The sequence below is a fragment of the Geodermatophilus sp. SYSU D01180 genome, from assembly GCF_054050415.1.
In genome coordinates this window covers 32,913-49,140 of the sequence record NZ_JBJGZH010000030.1, presented here as the reverse complement: position 1 = coordinate 49,140, position 16,228 = coordinate 32,913, and the positions used below count along the sequence as shown (strand labels likewise).

The 16,228-nt window shown below is 74.4% G+C and carries 13 protein-coding genes; 11 read left to right on the top strand and 2 right to left on the bottom strand.

From position 1 onward, the window contains the following. A partial coding sequence (locus ACI8AA_RS20670) for an HNH endonuclease (protein ID WP_457046249.1) occupies positions 1-289 on the top strand: 289 nt, incomplete at its 5' end. A 69-nt stretch (positions 290-358) separates the two neighbouring features. On the opposite strand, the gene ACI8AA_RS20665 is transcribed toward ACI8AA_RS20670, so the two are convergent. Continuing rightward, the gene (locus ACI8AA_RS20665) at positions 359-1,030 is read right to left on the bottom strand and encodes a hypothetical protein (protein WP_457046248.1); all 672 of its coding nucleotides are present in this window, start codon (positions 1,028-1,030) and stop codon (positions 359-361) included. Positions 1,031-1,168: 138 nt separating this feature from the next. Between ACI8AA_RS20665 and ACI8AA_RS20660 the strand changes: the two genes are divergently transcribed. The 5 genes from ACI8AA_RS20660 to ACI8AA_RS20640 all read left to right on the top strand — a co-directional run bounded on the left by ACI8AA_RS20660 (position 1,169) and on the right by ACI8AA_RS20640 (position 7,098). After that, complete coding sequence (locus ACI8AA_RS20660) at positions 1,169-2,695, top strand: S8 family serine peptidase (RefSeq protein ID WP_457046247.1); 1,527 nt, start codon at positions 1,169-1,171, stop codon at positions 2,693-2,695. A 128-nt stretch (positions 2,696-2,823) separates the two neighbouring features. After that, positions 2,824-4,605, top strand: a complete 1,782-nt coding sequence (locus ACI8AA_RS20655) for an N-acetylglutaminylglutamine amidotransferase (RefSeq protein WP_457046246.1) — start codon at positions 2,824-2,826, stop codon at positions 4,603-4,605. A gap of 11 nt (positions 4,606-4,616) precedes the next feature. Further along, positions 4,617-6,374, top strand: a complete 1,758-nt coding sequence (ngg, locus tag ACI8AA_RS20650; protein WP_457046245.1) for an N-acetylglutaminylglutamine synthetase — start codon at positions 4,617-4,619, stop codon at positions 6,372-6,374. Then, the gene (locus ACI8AA_RS20645) at positions 6,371-6,751 is read left to right on the top strand and encodes a fluoride efflux transporter FluC (protein ID WP_457046244.1); all 381 of its coding nucleotides are present in this window, start codon (positions 6,371-6,373) and stop codon (positions 6,749-6,751) included. Before ngg ends, ACI8AA_RS20645 begins: the two co-directional genes overlap by 4 nt. Beyond that, on the top strand, positions 6,748-7,098 hold the full coding sequence (locus tag ACI8AA_RS20640; RefSeq protein ID WP_457046243.1) for a fluoride efflux transporter FluC: 351 nt from the start codon (positions 6,748-6,750) through the stop codon (positions 7,096-7,098). The genes ACI8AA_RS20645 and ACI8AA_RS20640 overlap by 4 nt, the downstream gene beginning before the upstream one ends. A gap of 6 nt (positions 7,099-7,104) precedes the next feature. Here the strand turns inward: ACI8AA_RS20640 and ACI8AA_RS20635 are convergent, their stop codons facing one another. Continuing rightward, complete coding sequence (locus tag ACI8AA_RS20635) at positions 7,105-7,536, bottom strand: ester cyclase (protein ID WP_457046242.1); 432 nt, start codon at positions 7,534-7,536, stop codon at positions 7,105-7,107. A gap of 145 nt (positions 7,537-7,681) precedes the next feature. Between ACI8AA_RS20635 and ACI8AA_RS20630 the strand changes: the two genes are divergently transcribed. The 5 genes from ACI8AA_RS20630 to ACI8AA_RS20610 all read left to right on the top strand — a co-directional run bounded on the left by ACI8AA_RS20630 (position 7,682) and on the right by ACI8AA_RS20610 (position 16,228). Beyond that, complete coding sequence (locus ACI8AA_RS20630) at positions 7,682-9,073, top strand: alpha,alpha-trehalose-phosphate synthase (UDP-forming) (protein ID WP_457046241.1); 1,392 nt, start codon at positions 7,682-7,684, stop codon at positions 9,071-9,073. After that, positions 9,070-9,810, top strand: coding sequence for a trehalose-phosphatase (gene otsB / locus ACI8AA_RS20625; RefSeq protein ID WP_457046240.1), 741 nt, complete (start codon positions 9,070-9,072; stop codon positions 9,808-9,810). Before ACI8AA_RS20630 ends, otsB begins: the two co-directional genes overlap by 4 nt. 305 nt (positions 9,811-10,115) lie before the next feature. Then, positions 10,116-11,708, top strand: a complete 1,593-nt coding sequence (locus tag ACI8AA_RS20620) for a methyl-accepting chemotaxis protein (RefSeq protein ID WP_457046239.1) — start codon at positions 10,116-10,118, stop codon at positions 11,706-11,708. A gap of 400 nt (positions 11,709-12,108) precedes the next feature. Next, on the top strand, positions 12,109-13,710 hold the full coding sequence (locus tag ACI8AA_RS20615; RefSeq protein ID WP_457046238.1) for a methyl-accepting chemotaxis protein: 1,602 nt from the start codon (positions 12,109-12,111) through the stop codon (positions 13,708-13,710). 151 nt (positions 13,711-13,861) lie between these two features. After that, positions 13,862-16,228: a chemotaxis protein CheA gene (locus ACI8AA_RS20610; protein WP_457046237.1), complete on the top strand. Its 2,367-nt coding sequence runs from the start codon at positions 13,862-13,864 to the stop codon at positions 16,226-16,228.

The following is a 16,228-nucleotide window of genomic DNA, read 5'->3' as shown; positions in this document are numbered from 1 at the left end:
CCCCACCTGCGGCCAGCGCGTCGGCTGGGCCGACGCCGACCACGTCGTCCCGCACGCCCACGGCGGCACCACCGACTGCGCCGACCTGTGCTGCCTGTGCCGCAGCCACCACCGGCTCAAGACCTTCGCCCGCGGCTGGCGCTTCCGGATGAGCGCCGACGGCGTCCTGGCGGTGACGACCCCGTCCGGCATCACCCGGACGACCCGCCCACCGGGCCTGCGACCACCACCGGCCGATCCCGGACCACCATCACCGGCCGGCCCGGCCGACGAGCCGCCACCGTTCTGAGCGACTCGGCAGGACCTCGGCTCGCAGGCACCTGTGGGGCCGAGGCCCGTCGGGGCGTGGTCGCGCGACCTATGCCCAGCGGGCGAGGGCGGTGCTGGTCCCCGGGTCGACCACGGTGAAGCCCGCGTCGACCACCTCGACGTCCGCCCGTGGGCGCAGCGCCGCCCACCGCTCGACGCCGGGGTGCTCGACCACCACCGGGAAGTCGGCGGCCGCCCAGGCGTCGAACCGCCGGGCGGGCATGCGCACCGCCGACAGCTGCGCCGCGTGCCCGCAGGCCGCGGCCGCCTTGCCCAGCGGCAGGAACGGCTCCGGGCAGACCGAGACGACGAGCGGGCCGCCCGGCTCCGGGTCGACTCCCGGCCGGGCGCCGGGGTCGTCGAGCTCGCTGCCGGTCAGCTGCAGCTTCGCGACCTCCGGGGGGATGGCGTCGGTCGGGCCCGGCACCAGCGCGCGGACCTCGGCGCCGCCCACCGCGGCGGTCACGCCGGGGAGCGCTTCGACCCGCTGCCAGGCCACGCCGCGCGCCCGGCGGCAGTGCTTGCGGATCGCCCCGTCGGTCCACCGGCGGACCAGCGGCTCCCACTCCCCACCCGGCAGCGCCCGGTCGTCGGCGAGCAGCCGCACGACCGCCGTCGCCGCGGCCTCGCAGACGGCGGTCCGGCCCGGCGGTGCGACCCGCTCCACGCGGGCCACCAGCTGCATCGCCCAGGGCGCCTCTCCGGGCGGGTCGTCGTACACGCCCCCACCCTGACGGACAGGAGCGGCTCCCCCGATACCCGTGACCCGGCGACACGCCCGGACGCCTCCTGGCGTGACCGTCGTCGCACCCGCTCGTTTCCCCAGGTCGCACCGACCCGCCCTCGAAGAGGAGAGCCCATGAACCGGTCGTCCCGCCGCGTCCTCGGGGGAGGGAGCCTGGCCGCGCTGGTCGCCGGCGCGCTCCTGGCCTCCCCCGCCCAGGCCGCCCCGGGCCCGCTCGCCCCCGTCCAGGACTTCCTGGCCGACCAGCTGGCCGGCCTGGCCGGCGCCGACCCGACCGTCGTCCTGGTGCACGGCACCGACGCGCAGGCCGCGCGGGACGCGGTCGCTGCCACCGGGATGCGGACGGTCACCGAGTTCGAGCGGATCGGTGTCGTGGTCGCCCGCGGGACGGCCGCGCAGGTAGAGGCGGCGCGCAGCGAGCCCGGCGTCATCTACCTCGAGGGCAACACCCCGATCGAGTTCAGCCAGGAGACCTCCAACACCGCCACCCGCGGCGCCGAGGCGATCACCACGTTCACCGGCGCCAACGGCCGGCCGCTCGACGGCAGCGGCGTCTCGGTCGCCGTCATCGACTCCGGCGTGGACCCCACGCACCCCTACTTCCGCGAGGCCGACGGCAGCAGCGCCGTCGTCGCCAACCTCAAGAGCGTCTGCCTGGTCGAGACCAACACCTCCTCCGACTGCGTGGTCCTGGTCCCCGGCGTCGTCGACACCGACACCTTGGCGGCCGGCGGGCACGGCACCCACGTGAGCGGCATCGTCGCCGGCCGGCCCACCACGCTGACCGACGGCGGCCGGCTGCAGGGCGCGGCGCCCGGCGCGAGCCTGGTGTCGATCGGCACCGGCGCGGTGCTGCTCATCGTCGGCGCCGACTCGGCGCTGAACTGGGTGCTGGAGAACCACGAGCACCCCTGCGGCGCCGACGTCCCGGCCGCCGAGTGCCCGCCGATCAGGGTCACCAACAACTCCTACGGCCCCTCCGGCGGCGGGGAGTTCGACCCCAACTCGGCGACGGTGAAGCTGCAGCGGGCGCTGGCCGCCGAGGGCGTGGTCACCGTCTGGGCCGCCGGCAACGACGGCGGTGACGGCTCGGCGTCGCTGACCAACCCGCCGGGCCAGGACCCGACCGGCGGCATCCTCTCGGTGGCCTCCTACCACGACCAGGACACCGGCACCCGTGACGGCGTGGTCAGCGGGTACTCCTCGCGCGGCGCCTCGGCCGACCCCTCGACCTGGCCGGACCTCTCCGCGCCCGGTGAGAACATCACCTCGGCCTGCCGGCTGACGCTGCCGATCTGCGGCACCGGCCTCGACCCGCGCAACGGCCCCGGCCCGCTCGACGTCGGCACGTTCAACACCATCAGCGGGACCTCGATGGCCGCGCCGCACATCGCCGGCATCGCCGCCCAGCTGTTCCAGGCCGATCCGACGGCCACCCCGGCCGAGGTCGAGGCCGCGCTGAAGTCGACGGCCTACCGCTACACCGACGGCGCGGCCTACACCGCGGTCGATGGCTACACGACGTCGTTCGACAAGGGCACCGGCCTGGTCGACGTCGTCGCGGCGGTCCGGGCGCTGACCGGCACGACGCCGGCGGCGACCGGCACGCACCCCCGCAAGCCGGGCAAGCCGCGCGGCTGATCCGCACCGGGGGGCGCACTGCCTCCGCCCGACACGGCCCGGTTCCACGTGGAACCGGGCCGTGTGACGTGTCTGTGAACTGGACCGATCACGTCGCGGCAGCCGTCGGCCTGGGGTTGGATCGAGCCATGTGCGGCCTCTCCGGCGAGATCAGGTTCGACGGCTCCCTGGCCGACACCACCGCGGTGGCGCGGATGGTCGAGGCGCTGGTCCCCCGCGGGCCGGACGGCCAGGGCCAGTGGAGCGCCGGCCGGGTGGCGTTCGGCCACCGCCGGCTGTCGGTCATCGACCTCTCCCCCAGCGGCTCCCAGCCGATGGTGGACAGCGAGCTGGGCCTCGAGGCGGTCTTCAACGGCTGCATCTACGACTACAAGGAGCTGCGCGCCGAACTCGAGGGCCACGGCTACCGCTTCTTCTCCACCAGCGACACCGAGGTCCTGCTCAAGGGCTACCACCACTGGGGCCTGGACTTCGTCGACCACCTGCACGGCATGTTCGTCGTGGTCATCCACGAGCGGGCCACCGGCCGGGTGGTCATGGCCCGCGACCGGCTGGGCATCAAGCCGCTGTACCTCGCCGAGACGCCGGGCCGGCTGCGGTTCGCCTCGTCGCTGCCGGCCCTGCTGCGCGCCGGCGACGTCGACACCTCCATCGACCCGGTCGCGCTGCACCACTACCTGACCTGGCACGCCGTCGTCCCGGCGCCGCGCACCCTGCTCAACGGCGTCCGCAAGCTGCCGCCGGCCACCGTGCGGGTCATCGAGGCCGACGGCACCAGCCGCGAGCACCGCTACTGGGAGCCCACGTACGAGCGGCGCCTCGAGCACTCCGGCTGGACGGACCGCGACTGGGAGGACGCCATCGAGGAGGCGCTGCGGGTCGCCGTCCGCCGTCGCCTGGTCTCCGACATCCCGGTCGGCGTGCTGCTGTCCGGCGGGCTGGACTCCAGCCTGATCGTCGGCCTGCTGGCCCAGGAGGGGCAGAGCGGCCTCGCCACCTACTCGATCGGCTTCGAGACCGTCGGCGGCCACGCGGGCGACGAGTTCCGCTACTCCGACGTCATCGCCGAGCGGTTCGGCACGAACCACCACCGCATCCGGGTGTCCTCCGACGAGCTGGCCGCCGCGCTCGGCCACGCCATCGGCGCGATGGCCGAGCCCATGGTCAGCCACGACGTCGTCGCCTTCGACCTGCTGTCCGAGCGGGTCAGCCAGTCGATCCGCGTCGTGCAGTCCGGTCAGGGCGCCGACGAGGTCTTCGCCGGCTACCACTGGTACCCGCCGCTGGCCGAGGTCGGCCGCGAGGAGGCCGTCGAGCGCTACGCGAAGGCGTTCTTCGACCGCGGCGCCGACGACATGCGGGCGCTGGTCGGCGAGCGGTACGCCCTCGACGGCGACCCGAGCCTGGAGTTCGTCCGCGACCACATGTCCCGCGCCGGCGCACAGACCGCCGTCGACGCTGCCCTGCGGCTGGACAGCGAGGTCATGCTCGTCGACGACCCGGTCAAGCGGGTGGACAACATGTCCATGGCCTGGGGCCTGGAGGCCCGGGTGCCCTTCCTCGACCACGACCTGGTGGAGCTGGCGGCCCAGTGCCCGCCCGAGCTCAAGCTCGCCGACGGCGGCAAGGGCGTGCTCAAGGCGATCGGCCGCCGGATCATCCCGCCGGAGGTCATCGACCGGCCCAAGGGCTACTTCCCGGTCCCGGCGATCACCCACCTGGAGGGCAAGGTGCTCGGCCTGGTCAAGGACGCGCTGTCCAGCGAGGCGGCGCGGGACCGGGCGCTGTTCCGCCCGGAGTACGTGTCCCGGCTGCTCGAGGACCCCAACGGGGAGCTCACGCCGCTGCGCGGCAACAAGCTCTGGCAGCTGGGCCTGCTGGAGCTGTGGCTGCAGAACCACGGGGTCTGAGGAGGCGCACCGTGGCACCCCGGCTCGCCGGGCACCGCCGCCGCACCGCGGTGGCCGGAACGCCCGACCTCACCGGACGCAACTGGACCCGGCCCTCCGACCACCAGCTCGAGGGGATGGCCGGCGACGTCGTGCTGGACCTGGCGTGGGGGCGCCTGGTCTTCGGCCAGACCTTCACCGAGATGCGCGACATCCTCGCCGCGCTGCGCGCCGAGGAGACCGGGCAGCGCGACATCTGCATCTACGCCCGCGACCCGCACGTCCTCGTCGGCCTCGCGCCCGACGAGCTGTTCATCGACCCCAGCTACACCTACCGGCTGGACCTCTACCGCTACCGGCCCCGCCCCGAGCTCATCCGCGGCGTCTTCGTCCGCACGGTGACCTCGCTCGAGGACATGGTGGCGATCAACGAGATCTACGCCCGCAACAACATGGTCACCGGCGACCCCGAGACCATGTGGGCCAACCACCGCACCCGCGCCTTCACCTACCTCGTCGCCGAGGACACCCGGACCTCGCGCATCGTCGGCACGGTCACCGGCGTCGACCACGTGCTGGCCTTCGGCGACCCGGAGAGCGGCACCAGCCTGTGGTGCCTCGCCGTCGACGGGCAGAGCGCGCCGCCCGGCACCGGCGAGGCGCTGGTGCGGGTGCTGGCCGAGCGGTACGTCGGCCGCGGCCGCTCCTACGTCGACCTCTCGGTCATGCACGACAACAAGGGCGCGATCGCGCTCTACCGCAAGCTCGGCTTCGTGCGCGCGCCCGCGGTGTGCGTCAAGCGCAAGAACCCGATCAACACGCCGCTGTTCGCCGCCCGCCCGCCGGGGCTCACGCAGCTCAACCCCTACGCGCGGATCATCGCCGACGAGGCGCTGCGGCGCGGCATCCGCGTCCAGGTCACCGACGCCGAGTTCGGCGAGATGCAGCTGTCCCTCGGCGGCCGCCGGGTGCTCACCCGCGAGTCGCTGTCGGAGTTCACCACCGCCGTCGCGATGAGCCGCTGCGACGACAAGCGGGTCACCCGCCGGATCGTCGAGGCCGCCGGGGTGCGCGTGCCCCGCGGCGTGTCCGTGCCCGGCGACGACCTCGGCCCTGCCCGGGGGCTGCTCGCCGAGGTCGGGGAGCTGGTGGTCAAGCCCGCCCGCGGCGAGCAGGGCAAGGGCATCACCGTGGGCGTGACCGGTGAGGAGGAGCTGGCGCGGGCCGTCGACGCCGCACGGCTGTTCTGCCCGGACGTGCTGGTCGAGGAGCTCGTCGACGGCGAGGACGTGCGGGTCATCGTCATCGACCTCGAGGTGGTCGCCGCGGCGGTGCGCAAGCCCGCGGAGGTCGTCGGCGACGGCCGCAGCACCGTGGCCCAGCTGGTGCGCGAGACCAGCCGGCGGCGGGAGCGGGCCACCGGCGGCGAGTCGCGGATCCCGCTGGACGACGTCACCACCGACGTCGTCCGGGCGGCCGGGTACGCGATGGACGACGTCCTGGCCAACGGGCAGCGGCTGCGCGTCCGGCGGACCGCGAACCTGCACACCGGCGGCACCATCGAGGACGTCACCGACCGGCTGCACCCGGCGATCGCGCAGGCGGCGGTGCGGGCCAGCCGGGCGATCGGCATCCCGGTGACCGGCGTCGACTTCCTCGTCCCCGACGTCGAGGGCCCCGACGCGGTGTTCGTCGAGGCCAACGAGCGCCCGGGACTGGCCAACCACGAGCCGCAGCCCACCGCGGCCCGCTTCGTCGACCTGCTGTTCCCCGAGACCCGCCGGCGGTGAGGTCCCCGACGGCGGCCTGTGCCCTGGCGGCGGTCGGCGGGGCGCTGGGGGCGCTGGCGCGGTGGGGCGTCGCCGAGGCGCTCCCCTCCCCCGGCTGGCCCTGGGCGACGCTGCTGGTCAACCTCACCGGCTGCCTGCTGATGGGCGTCCTCCTCGGCCTGCTCACCACGGGCCCGGAGCCGGCGTGGGTGCGGCCCTTCCTCGCCGTCGGCGTGCTCGGCGGCTACACCACGTACTCCGCGTTCGCCGTCGAGGTCGTCCTGCTCACCGACGCCGGCCGGGTCCTGCTGGCCGCGGCCTACGTGCTCGCCTCGGTCCTCGGCGGGGTGCTCGCCACCGCCGCCGGCCTGCTCGCGGTGCGGCGGCGGAGACCGTGACGCCGCTGCTGGTCGCGGCCGGCGCGCTGGTCGGGGCGCCGCTGCGGCTGCTCGCCGTGCGCCTCGCGGGCCGGGCGGGGTGGGACCCCGCGGTCGGCACCCTGGCCGTCAACGTCGCGGGCTCGGCCGTGCTCGGCGTGCTGCTGGGCCTCGGCGACGCGCCCGCGGCGGTGGTCGCGCTGGTCGGCACCGGCTTCTGCGGGACGCTGACCACCTTCTCCAGCTTCGGCGCCGACGTCGTCCGGCTGGTCGAGGAGCGCGCCGTCGGCCGGGCGGCGGGGTACCTCGCGGCCACGCTGGTGCTCGGCCTGGGGGCCGCGGCCGCCGGGTACCTCCTGGCCCGCTGACCGCGGTCACCCCTCGAGCTGCCGCAGGAGCGCGGCCGTGTCCAGGTAGTCGCGAAGGGACCGGATCAGCCCGTTCTCGTCGTACCGGAAGAAGGTCGCGGCGTGCCACTCGACGCGGCGCCCGGTCGGCGGGAGCGTCCGGCCGGGCAGCACCAAGGGCCCCCGGTGGGTCCCCCGCTCGACCAGCTCCGCGGCAACCTCGTCACCCGAGACGAGCACGTGGGAGAAGGTCACCGAGAGGTCGGGGAACGTCGTCCTGACGGCCGTCATGAACCGGACGACGGCGTCCCGTCCGGTCGCCGTCAGGTCCCCCGTGCGGCTCCGGACGTCGGGCGCGAGGAGGGCGGCATAGTCCCCGAGCCCGCTGGCGTTGCAAGCCCGCTCGAAGAGACGGACCCGTTCCCGCACGGGGAGTTCGGCCAGCGCCGTCGACGTCATGCTCCCCCCCGGATCCGGCGACGGCCGCAGGGTCGTGCGGCGGGACGGCTGCGGCAAGAGACCAACGGCTCCCCCGCCCCCGGGTGACGTGGCCGCGGCGTCTCAGTAGGGTCGACGGCGTATGGCCAGGACAGGCGCGGGAGACGTGGGGGCGGACAGTCCCGTCGTCGTGGTGGCCAACCGGCTGCCGGTCGACCAGGTGACCGATCCCGACGGGACGACGCGCTGGCAGCGCAGCCCCGGCGGCCTGGTGACCGCGCTCGAGCCCTTCGTCGCCGGCCGCGGCGGCGCGTGGGTGGGCTGGTCCGGCTCGGCCGGCGAGGCGCCCGAGCCCTTCGAGTCCGGCGGGATGTCGCTGATCCCCGTCGAGCTCTCGGAGGAGGAGGTCGACCGCTACTACGAGGGCATGTCCAACGCCTCGCTGTGGCCGCTGTACCACGACGTGGTCGAGAAGCCGGAGTACCACCGCACCTGGTGGGACACCTACGTGCAGGTCAACAAGCGCTTCGCCGAGCGGGCCGCGGAGGTGGCCGCCGAGGGCGCGATCGTCTGGGTCCACGACTACCAGCTGCAGCTGGTGCCCGCGATGCTGCGGCAGCGCCGGCCCGACCTCACGATCGGCTTCTTCCTGCACATCCCGTTCCCGCCCTACGAGCTGTTCACCCAGCTGCCGTGGCGGTCGGCGATCGTCGAGGGGCTGCTGGGCGCGGACCTGGTCGGCTTCCAGCGGCCGAGCGCCGCGGTCAACTTCGTCCAGCTGGCCCGCCGGCTGCACGAGCTGCCCACCCGCGGGGCGACGATCGAGTACGACGGGCGCACGGTGACCGCGCGGGCGTTCCCGATCTCCATCGACGTCGCCGCCTTCGACGAGCTCGCCTCCTCGCCGGAGGTGGTCAGCCGGGCCGCGGAGATCCGCGCGGAGCTGGGCAAGCCCGACAAGATCATCCTGGGCGTCGACCGGCTGGACTACACCAAGGGCATCAGCGTCCGGCTCAACGCCTTCCAGGAGCTGCTCGAGGACGGCGCGGTCGAGGCGCCCGGGACGGTCATGGTCCAGGTGGCCACGCCCAGCCGCGAGCGGGTCGAGCACTACGTGCACATGCGGGAGACGATCGAGCAGCAGGTCGGCCACATCAACGGCGTCTTCGGCTCGATCGGCGGCCCGGCGGTGCACTACTTCAACCAGTCGATGCCCCGCGAGGAGCTCGCCGCCCTCTACCGCGCGGCTGACGTCATGCTGGTGACGCCCTACCGCGACGGCATGAACCTGGTGGCCAAGGAGTACGTGGCCGCCCGCGGCGACCTCGGCGGCACGCTCGTCCTGTCCGAGTTCGCCGGTGCCGCCGCCGAGCTCAAGCAGGCGTTCCTGGTGAACCCGCACGACATCGCCGGGGTGAAGAACCAGCTGCTGCGCGCGCTGCGGATCGAGCCCGACGAGGGCGCCCGCCGGATGCGCGCCATGCGCCGGTACCTGGCCAAGCACGACCTCGACCACTGGGCGTCGTCCTTCTTCGACGCCCTGCGCGCCCAGGCGTGAGCGTCCCGGAGGGGACGGCGGCCGCGCTGGCGGCGGTCGCCGCCCGCCGTCCGCTGCTGGTCGCCTCCGACTACGACGGCGTGCTGGCCCCGCTGGTCGGCGACCCGGGCGCGGCGGTCCCCTCCCCCGGCACCGCCGAGGCCCTCGCCCGGATCGCCGCCGCCGACGGCGTGACCGTGGCGCTGGTCAGCGGCCGCGGGCTCGAGGACCTGCGCGCGGTCAGCGGCCTCACCGGCCCCTACCGCTGGGTGGGCAGCCACGGCGCCGAGTTCGACGGCCCGCTCACCGGCGACCTGGCCGGCCGCCGGGACGTCCTCGCCGGCCAGCTCGCCCCGCTGGTGGCCGCCGTCCCCGGCGCGCGGCTGGAGGTCAAGCCCGCCAGCGTCGCCGTCCACGTCCGGCAGGTCCCCGACCCCGCCGCGGCCACCGCGCTGCTGGAGTCCGCGGACGCGATCGCGGATCCGTCACTGACGAAGAAGCCGGGCAAGGCGGTGCTCGAGCTCGTCCTCGTGGATGCCGACAAGGGCAGCGCCGTGCGCCGGCTGCGCACCGAGCTCGACGCCGGCGCCGTCGTCTACCTCGGCGACGACCGCACGGACGAGGACGTCTTCCGCTCCCTCGGCCCCGACGACCTCGGCATCAAGGTCGGCGAGGGCGAGACGGCCGCGACGCAGCGGGTGGCCGACCCGGCCGCCGCCCTCGCCGTCCTCCGGCTGCTCGGCGACCTGCTCGCCTGACCCGCCGCGGCGCGTCGCGCCGCGGTCCGGGACGACCGTTCCCCGGTCGCGCGGTCACCGCCCGCGGCGGGTCGACACGGCGCCCCTCCCCCGCTCCGACCAGCGCGGACGCCCGGCAGGCCGGGCCGGTCACCGCCGGGCTCCGTCGACTCGGCGACGGCGTCGCGGGCGGTCACCGCCTCCTCCACAACGATCCGTCCCGGTGCGTTTCCCGTGCCGGGGCGCGGGCACCGGGCGCCGCCACCATTCCTGCTGCACGCCCGTCACATCCGTCGCAGCGTGCACAGGAAGCCCAGGAGGCTCTCGTGAACGCCGCACCCCGCCCGCGCGCCGGCTGGTTCGCCGACCGCCCGCTGTCCGTCAAGTTCGGCGCGCTGGTCGCCGTCGGCACGCTGTCGCTCGGGGGGCTGCTCGGCGCGACGCTGCTCGGCAACGCCGCCGTCCGCGACGCCCAGGAGCGCGCCGAGGCGCTGGAGGACGCGCAGGCGCTGGTGCTCCAGCTCGACACCCGGGCCAGCGAGCTCAAGGTCGACGGGTTCAAGGCGATCGTCCGCGAGGACCCGGCCGAGCAGCTGGCCGAGCTCGCCGACGACGTCGCCACCCCGCGGGAGCTGCTCGCCGAGCTCGGCGGGATCGAGCTGACCGGGGACAGCGCCGCCGCGGTCGCCGCGCTGCAGGACACCTACGGCGACTACACCGACGCGATCACCGTCTTCGTGAACGGCGCCGTGGCCGACCAGGCCGGCGCGCGGGTGCGCTGGGAGGACATCCAGGCTGCCAACGACCTCACCGACGCCGCCGTCGGCACCGCCAAGGACACGCTGGAGACCGAGGCGGAGGCGGCCCAGGACGAGCTGCAGGACACCGTCTCCCGCTACGAGACGATCGCCCTCGTCGTCGCCGGACTGGGCTTCCTGCTGCTGGTCCTGCTCAGCTGGCTGACCGCCCGCTCGGTGATCCGGCCGGTGCGCACGGTCCAGGCCTCCCTCGAGGCGCTGGCGCAGGGCGACCTGACCCGCTCCACCGGCATCCGGTCCCGCGACGAGGTCGGCCGGATGGCCGACGCCCTCGACCGCGCCCAGGGCAACCTGCGCGAGGTGCTCGACGCCGTCGCCGCCTCGGCGGACGCGGTCGCGGCGTCCAGCGAGGAGCTGTCCGCGTCCTCGGCGCAGATCTCGGCGTCTGCGGAGGAGACCTCCGCGCAGTCGGGCGTGGTGGCCGGCGCGGCCGAGGAGGTGTCCCGCAACGTGCAGACCGTCGCGGCCGGCGCCGAGCAGATGGGCGCCTCGATCCGGGAGATCGCCACGAACGCCGCCGAGGCGTCGGCGGTGGCCGCCCGCGCGGTGACCGCGGCCGAGACCACCACGGCGACCGTGGCCAAGCTGGGCGACTCGTCCGCGGAGATCGGCAACGTGGTCAAGGTGATCACCTCGATCGCGGAGCAGACGAACCTGCTCGCGCTCAACGCCACGATCGAGGCCGCCCGGGCCGGGGAGGCCGGCAAGGGCTTCGCCGTGGTGGCCAACGAGGTCAAGGAGCTGGCCCAGGAGACGGCCAAGGCCACCGAGGACATCGCCCGCCGGGTGCAGGCCATCCAGGGCGACACCACCGCCGCGGTGGCCGCGATCGGCGAGATCTCCCAGATCGTCGCGCAGATCTCCGACCGGCAGACCACCATCGCCTCCGCGGTGGAGGAGCAGACGGCGACCACCAACGAGATGTCGCGCTCGGTGTCCGAGGCCGCGCAGGGCTCCGGCCAGATCGCGGACAACATCACCGGCGTCTCCAGCGCCGCCGACTCCACCACGCAGGCGCTGACCCAGACGCGCACCGCCGTCGACGAGCTCTCCCGGATGGCCGCCGAGCTCAGGACGAGCGTCGGGCGTTTCACGCACTGACCCCTGCGACCCGGCCACCGGGAATGGTCATCCGTCCCGGCGTCCGGTGATCACGGCCGCGCTCTGAGTCATTGTCCCGACAATGGCGACGGGCGCGGCCGTGCGCTCCCGCCCTGAGCGGCAGAAATGACCATTTCTGCCGCTCACGTGCGTCGCCACCTGCGCGGATGACCTTGTCGACTTGGCATCCGCGCTGCTCATCGGCGTCCTACCGCTTGTCGACTTGGTGCCGGGAATGGTCCCGGTGTCGCCTCTCGCACCCGATTACGGTCGTGTTCGGATCGTTACCGACACGCCATTTCCGGACGGCCCGAGTTCCTTTTCGGATCCGTCACTCTCCTACCCCGAGAGCGCCCGCTTCACCACCCACCGGCCACACCCAGAACCCAGGAGCAGTCCCATGAGCACGCAACGCGCCGGCCGCACCGGCGGCTGGTTCGCCGACCGCCCGGTCGGCGTCAAGATCGGCGCCGCCGTCGCCGTCCTCGCGCTGGTCGCCGTCGCCATGACCGTCCTCGCCGTCAACCGGCTGTCGGCGGTCCAGGACGCGGCCGCCCGGATCAACGACAACGTCGTCCGGCTGTCCGACCTGGCCAACATCCAGCGCTCCTGGCAGGGCGACCGGTCGCGGTACAACACGTACCCGATCGCCGACGTGCAGCAGCGCGCCGCGCTGCGGGCCGACCTGGCCGAGCGCCGGGACACCATCGACGGCCAGCTCGACGCCTACGCCGCGGTGACGGTCAACAAGGAGGCCTTCGAGGAGTTCCGCGGCACCGTCGAGGACTACTACACGATCGCCGACACCCAGCTGCTGCCCGCGGCCGACGCCGGGGACCTCGCCGTCGCGGCCGCCGTCATCACCGGCCCGCTGCAGGACCGCTCCGACGTCCTCATGGACCAGTACAACGCCATGCAGGAGCGCCGGGTGGGCGCCGGCCAGGCCGACACCGACGAGGCCGTCGGCATCGTCTCCTCGGCCACCACCACCCTGTGGGTCTCCCTGGCCCTGGGCACGCTGGTCGCCGGCGGGCTGACCGTCCTCGTGGTCCGGCGGCTCGTGGGCACCGTCCGCTCGGTGCAGCGCTCGGTCGAGGCCCTGGCGGCCGGCGACCTCACCGTCACCCCCGAGGTCCGCGGGCGCGACGAGCTCGGCCGCATGGCCGCCGCCCTGGGCGAGGCGCAGGAGAACCTGCGCTCGGTGCTGTCCGCCGTCGCCGCCTCGGCGGACGCGGTCGCGGCGTCCAGCGAGGAGCTGTCCGCGTCCTCGGCGCAGATCTCGGCGTCTGCGGAGGAGACCTCCGCGCAGTCGGGCGTGGTGGCCGGTGCGGCGGAGGAGGTGTCCCGCAACGTGCAGACCGTCGCGGCCGGCGCCGAGCAGATGGGCGCCTCGATCCGGGAGATCGCGACCAACGCCGCCGAGGCGTCGGCGGTGGCCGCCCGCGCGGTCACCGCGGCCGAGACCACCACCGCCACCGTGGCCAAGCTGGGCGACTCGTCCGCGGAGATCGGCAACGTGGTCAAGGTGATCACCTCGATCGCGGAGCAGACGAACCTGCTCGCGCTCAACGCCACCATCGAGGCCGCCCGGGCCGGGGAGGCCGGCAAGGGCTTCGCCGTGGTGGCCAACGAGGTCAAGGAGCTGGCCCAGGAGACGGCCAAGGCCACCGAGGACATCGCCCGCCGGGTGCAGGCCATCCAGGGCGACACCACCGCCGCGGTGGCCGCGATCGGCGAGATCTCCCAGATCGTCGCGCAGATCTCCGACCGGCAGACCACCATCGCCTCCGCGGTGGAGGAGCAGACGGCGACCACCAACGAGATGTCGCGCTCGGTGTCCGAGGCCGCGCAGGGCTCCGGCCAGATCGCGGACAACATCACCGGGGTCTCGACCGCCGCCGACTCCACCACGCAGGCGCTGACCCAGACGCGCACCGCCGTCGACGAGCTCTCCCGGATGGCCGCCGACCTGCGCACCAGCGTCGCCCGCTTCACCTACTGACCGCGCTCCCGTGGCCGGCCGCTCCCGGCCGGCCACGGGAGGCGCCCCAGCACCCCCGCGGCCGCCCGGCGCTCACCTTGAGTCCGACGGCGGGCCGCCGAAGACCATTCGGGGACGGATCCGTCCCCCGCACGCGAGAGAGAAGGCAACGGTGGACGGTCTGGACGACATCGTCGAGGAGTTCCTCGTCGAGAGCCACGAGAACCTCGACCAGCTCGACACGGACCTGGTCGCCCTCGAGCAGGAGCCCGACTCCCGCGAGCGGCTCTCGAGCATCTTCCGCACCATCCACACGATCAAGGGGACCAGCGGCTTCCTCGCCTTCGGCCGGCTCGAGGAAGTCACCCACGTCGGGGAGAACATGCTCTCCCGGCTGCGGGACGGCGTCCTCGCGCTGACCCCCGAGCGCACCAGCGTGCTGCTCCGGATGGTCGACACCGTCCGCTCGCTGCTCGCCTCCATCGAGGCCACCGGCGGCGAGGGCGGCGTGGACGTCTCCGCCGTCGTCGCCGAGATCAGTGCGGCCATGGAGGACTCCCCCGCCCCGGCCCCCGTCGCCGCGCCCGCGCCCGCCGCCGTCGCGGCCGAGGCGCCCGCCGAGGTGGCCCCCGCGGTCGCCCCGGAGGTCGCCCCGGAAGTCGCCGCCGAGGTCGTCGCGGCCGCCGAGGCCGTGGTCGAGGCCGCTGCCGAGACGGACCCCGAGCCCGCCCCCGTCCACGACGAGGTGCACGACGAGCACCACGACGAGGGGCACGACGACCACGCCGACGGCGGCCTGCCGGCCGGCGCCGCCCGCCCCGAGGGCCAGGGCGCGCAGCAGCGCCGCGCCGTCGCCGACTCGACGATCCGCGTCGACGTCGACCTGCTCGACTCGCTGATGCTGCTGGTCGGCGAGCTGGTGCTGACCCGCAACCAGATCGTCCAGTACGTGGGCCGCTCCACCGACACCGACCTGGTGCGCGCCTCGCAGCGGCTCAACCTCATCGCCAGCGAGCTGCAGGAGGGCGTCATGAAGACGCGCATGCAGCCGATCGACCACATCTGGTCCAAGCTGCCGCGCGTCGTCCGCGACCTCGGCATCCAGTGCGGCAAGAGCGTCCGCCTGGAGATGGAGGGCCGGGACACCGAGCTGGACAAGACGCTGCTCGAGGCGGTCAAGGACCCGCTGACCCACCTGGTCCGCAACTCCGTCGACCACGGCATCGAGGCCCCCGACCGCCGCCGCGCCGCCGGCAAGCCCGCCGAGGGCGTGCTCACCCTGCGCGCGAAGCACGAGAGCGGCCAGGTCGTGGTCGAGGTCGCCGACGACGGCGCCGGCATCGACCCGGCCAAGGTCGGCGCCAAGGCCGTCGAGCGCGGCCTGGTCACCGCCGACCAGCTGTCCCGCATGGGCCCGCAGGACGTCCTGCAGATGATCTTCCTGCCCGGCTTCTCCACGGCGGCCGCGGTCACCAACGTCTCCGGCCGCGGCGTCGGCATGGACGTCGTCAAGACCAACATCGAGTCCATCGGCGGCACGATCGAGGTCGAGTCCGAGCCCGGCCGCGGCACCGTCTGCCGGCTGCGCATCCCGCTGACCCTGGCGATCGTCCCGGCGCTGACCGTCGAGTGCGCCGGCGACCGCTACGCCATCCCGCAGATCAGCCTGCAGGAGCTGGTCAGCCTCGACGCCGAGAAGGCCGCCAACGCCGTGGAGGAGGTCGGCGGCGCGCCGGTCTACCGGCTGCGCGGCGAGCTGCTCCCCCTCGTCCGGCTCACCGACGTCCTGGGGCTGGCCTCCGACCGGCACGACGGCCACGTGGTCATCGCGGTGCTGCGCAGCGAGGGCCGGCGCTTCGGCCTCGTCGTCGACCGGGTCATCAACACCGAGGAGATCGTCGTCAAGGCCGTCGGCGGCCAGCTCAAGGCGATCGGCCTGTACTCCGGCGCGACCGTCCTCGGCGACGGCGCGGTGGCGCTCATCCTCGACGTCCAGGCCCTGGCCCGCCGCGCGCTGCGCACCGAGAGCAGTGAGCGGCAGGAGGCCCGCGAGGCGGCCGCGGCCGGCACCACCGGCGGCGAGACCGAGCGCCAGCGGATGCTGCTGGCCGCGATCGGCGAGGGCCGCCGCGTGGCGATCCCGCTGGACACCGTCACCCGCCTCGAGCAGGTGCGCGCCGAGGCCGTCGAGCGGGTCGGCAACCGGGAGGTCGTGCAGTACCGCGGCGCGATCCTGCCGATCGTCCGGCTCGACCGGCACCTGGGCGCCTACGGCACGAGCGAGCGCGAGGTGCTCGAGGTGATCGTCTACAGCGACCACGGCCGCAGCGTCGCGATCGTCGTCGAGGAGATCCTCGACATCGTCGACGGCGGGGCCGCCGTCCGCAGCGACATCGACGACCTGGGCCTGCTCGGCTCCGCCGTCCTCGGCGACAAGGTGACCGAGCTGCTCGACGTCCGCGCCGCGATCCTCGCGGCCGACCCGGCGTTCTACGCCACCGACACCCGCTCCCCCGCGTCCGCTCTGCTGGAGGTCTGA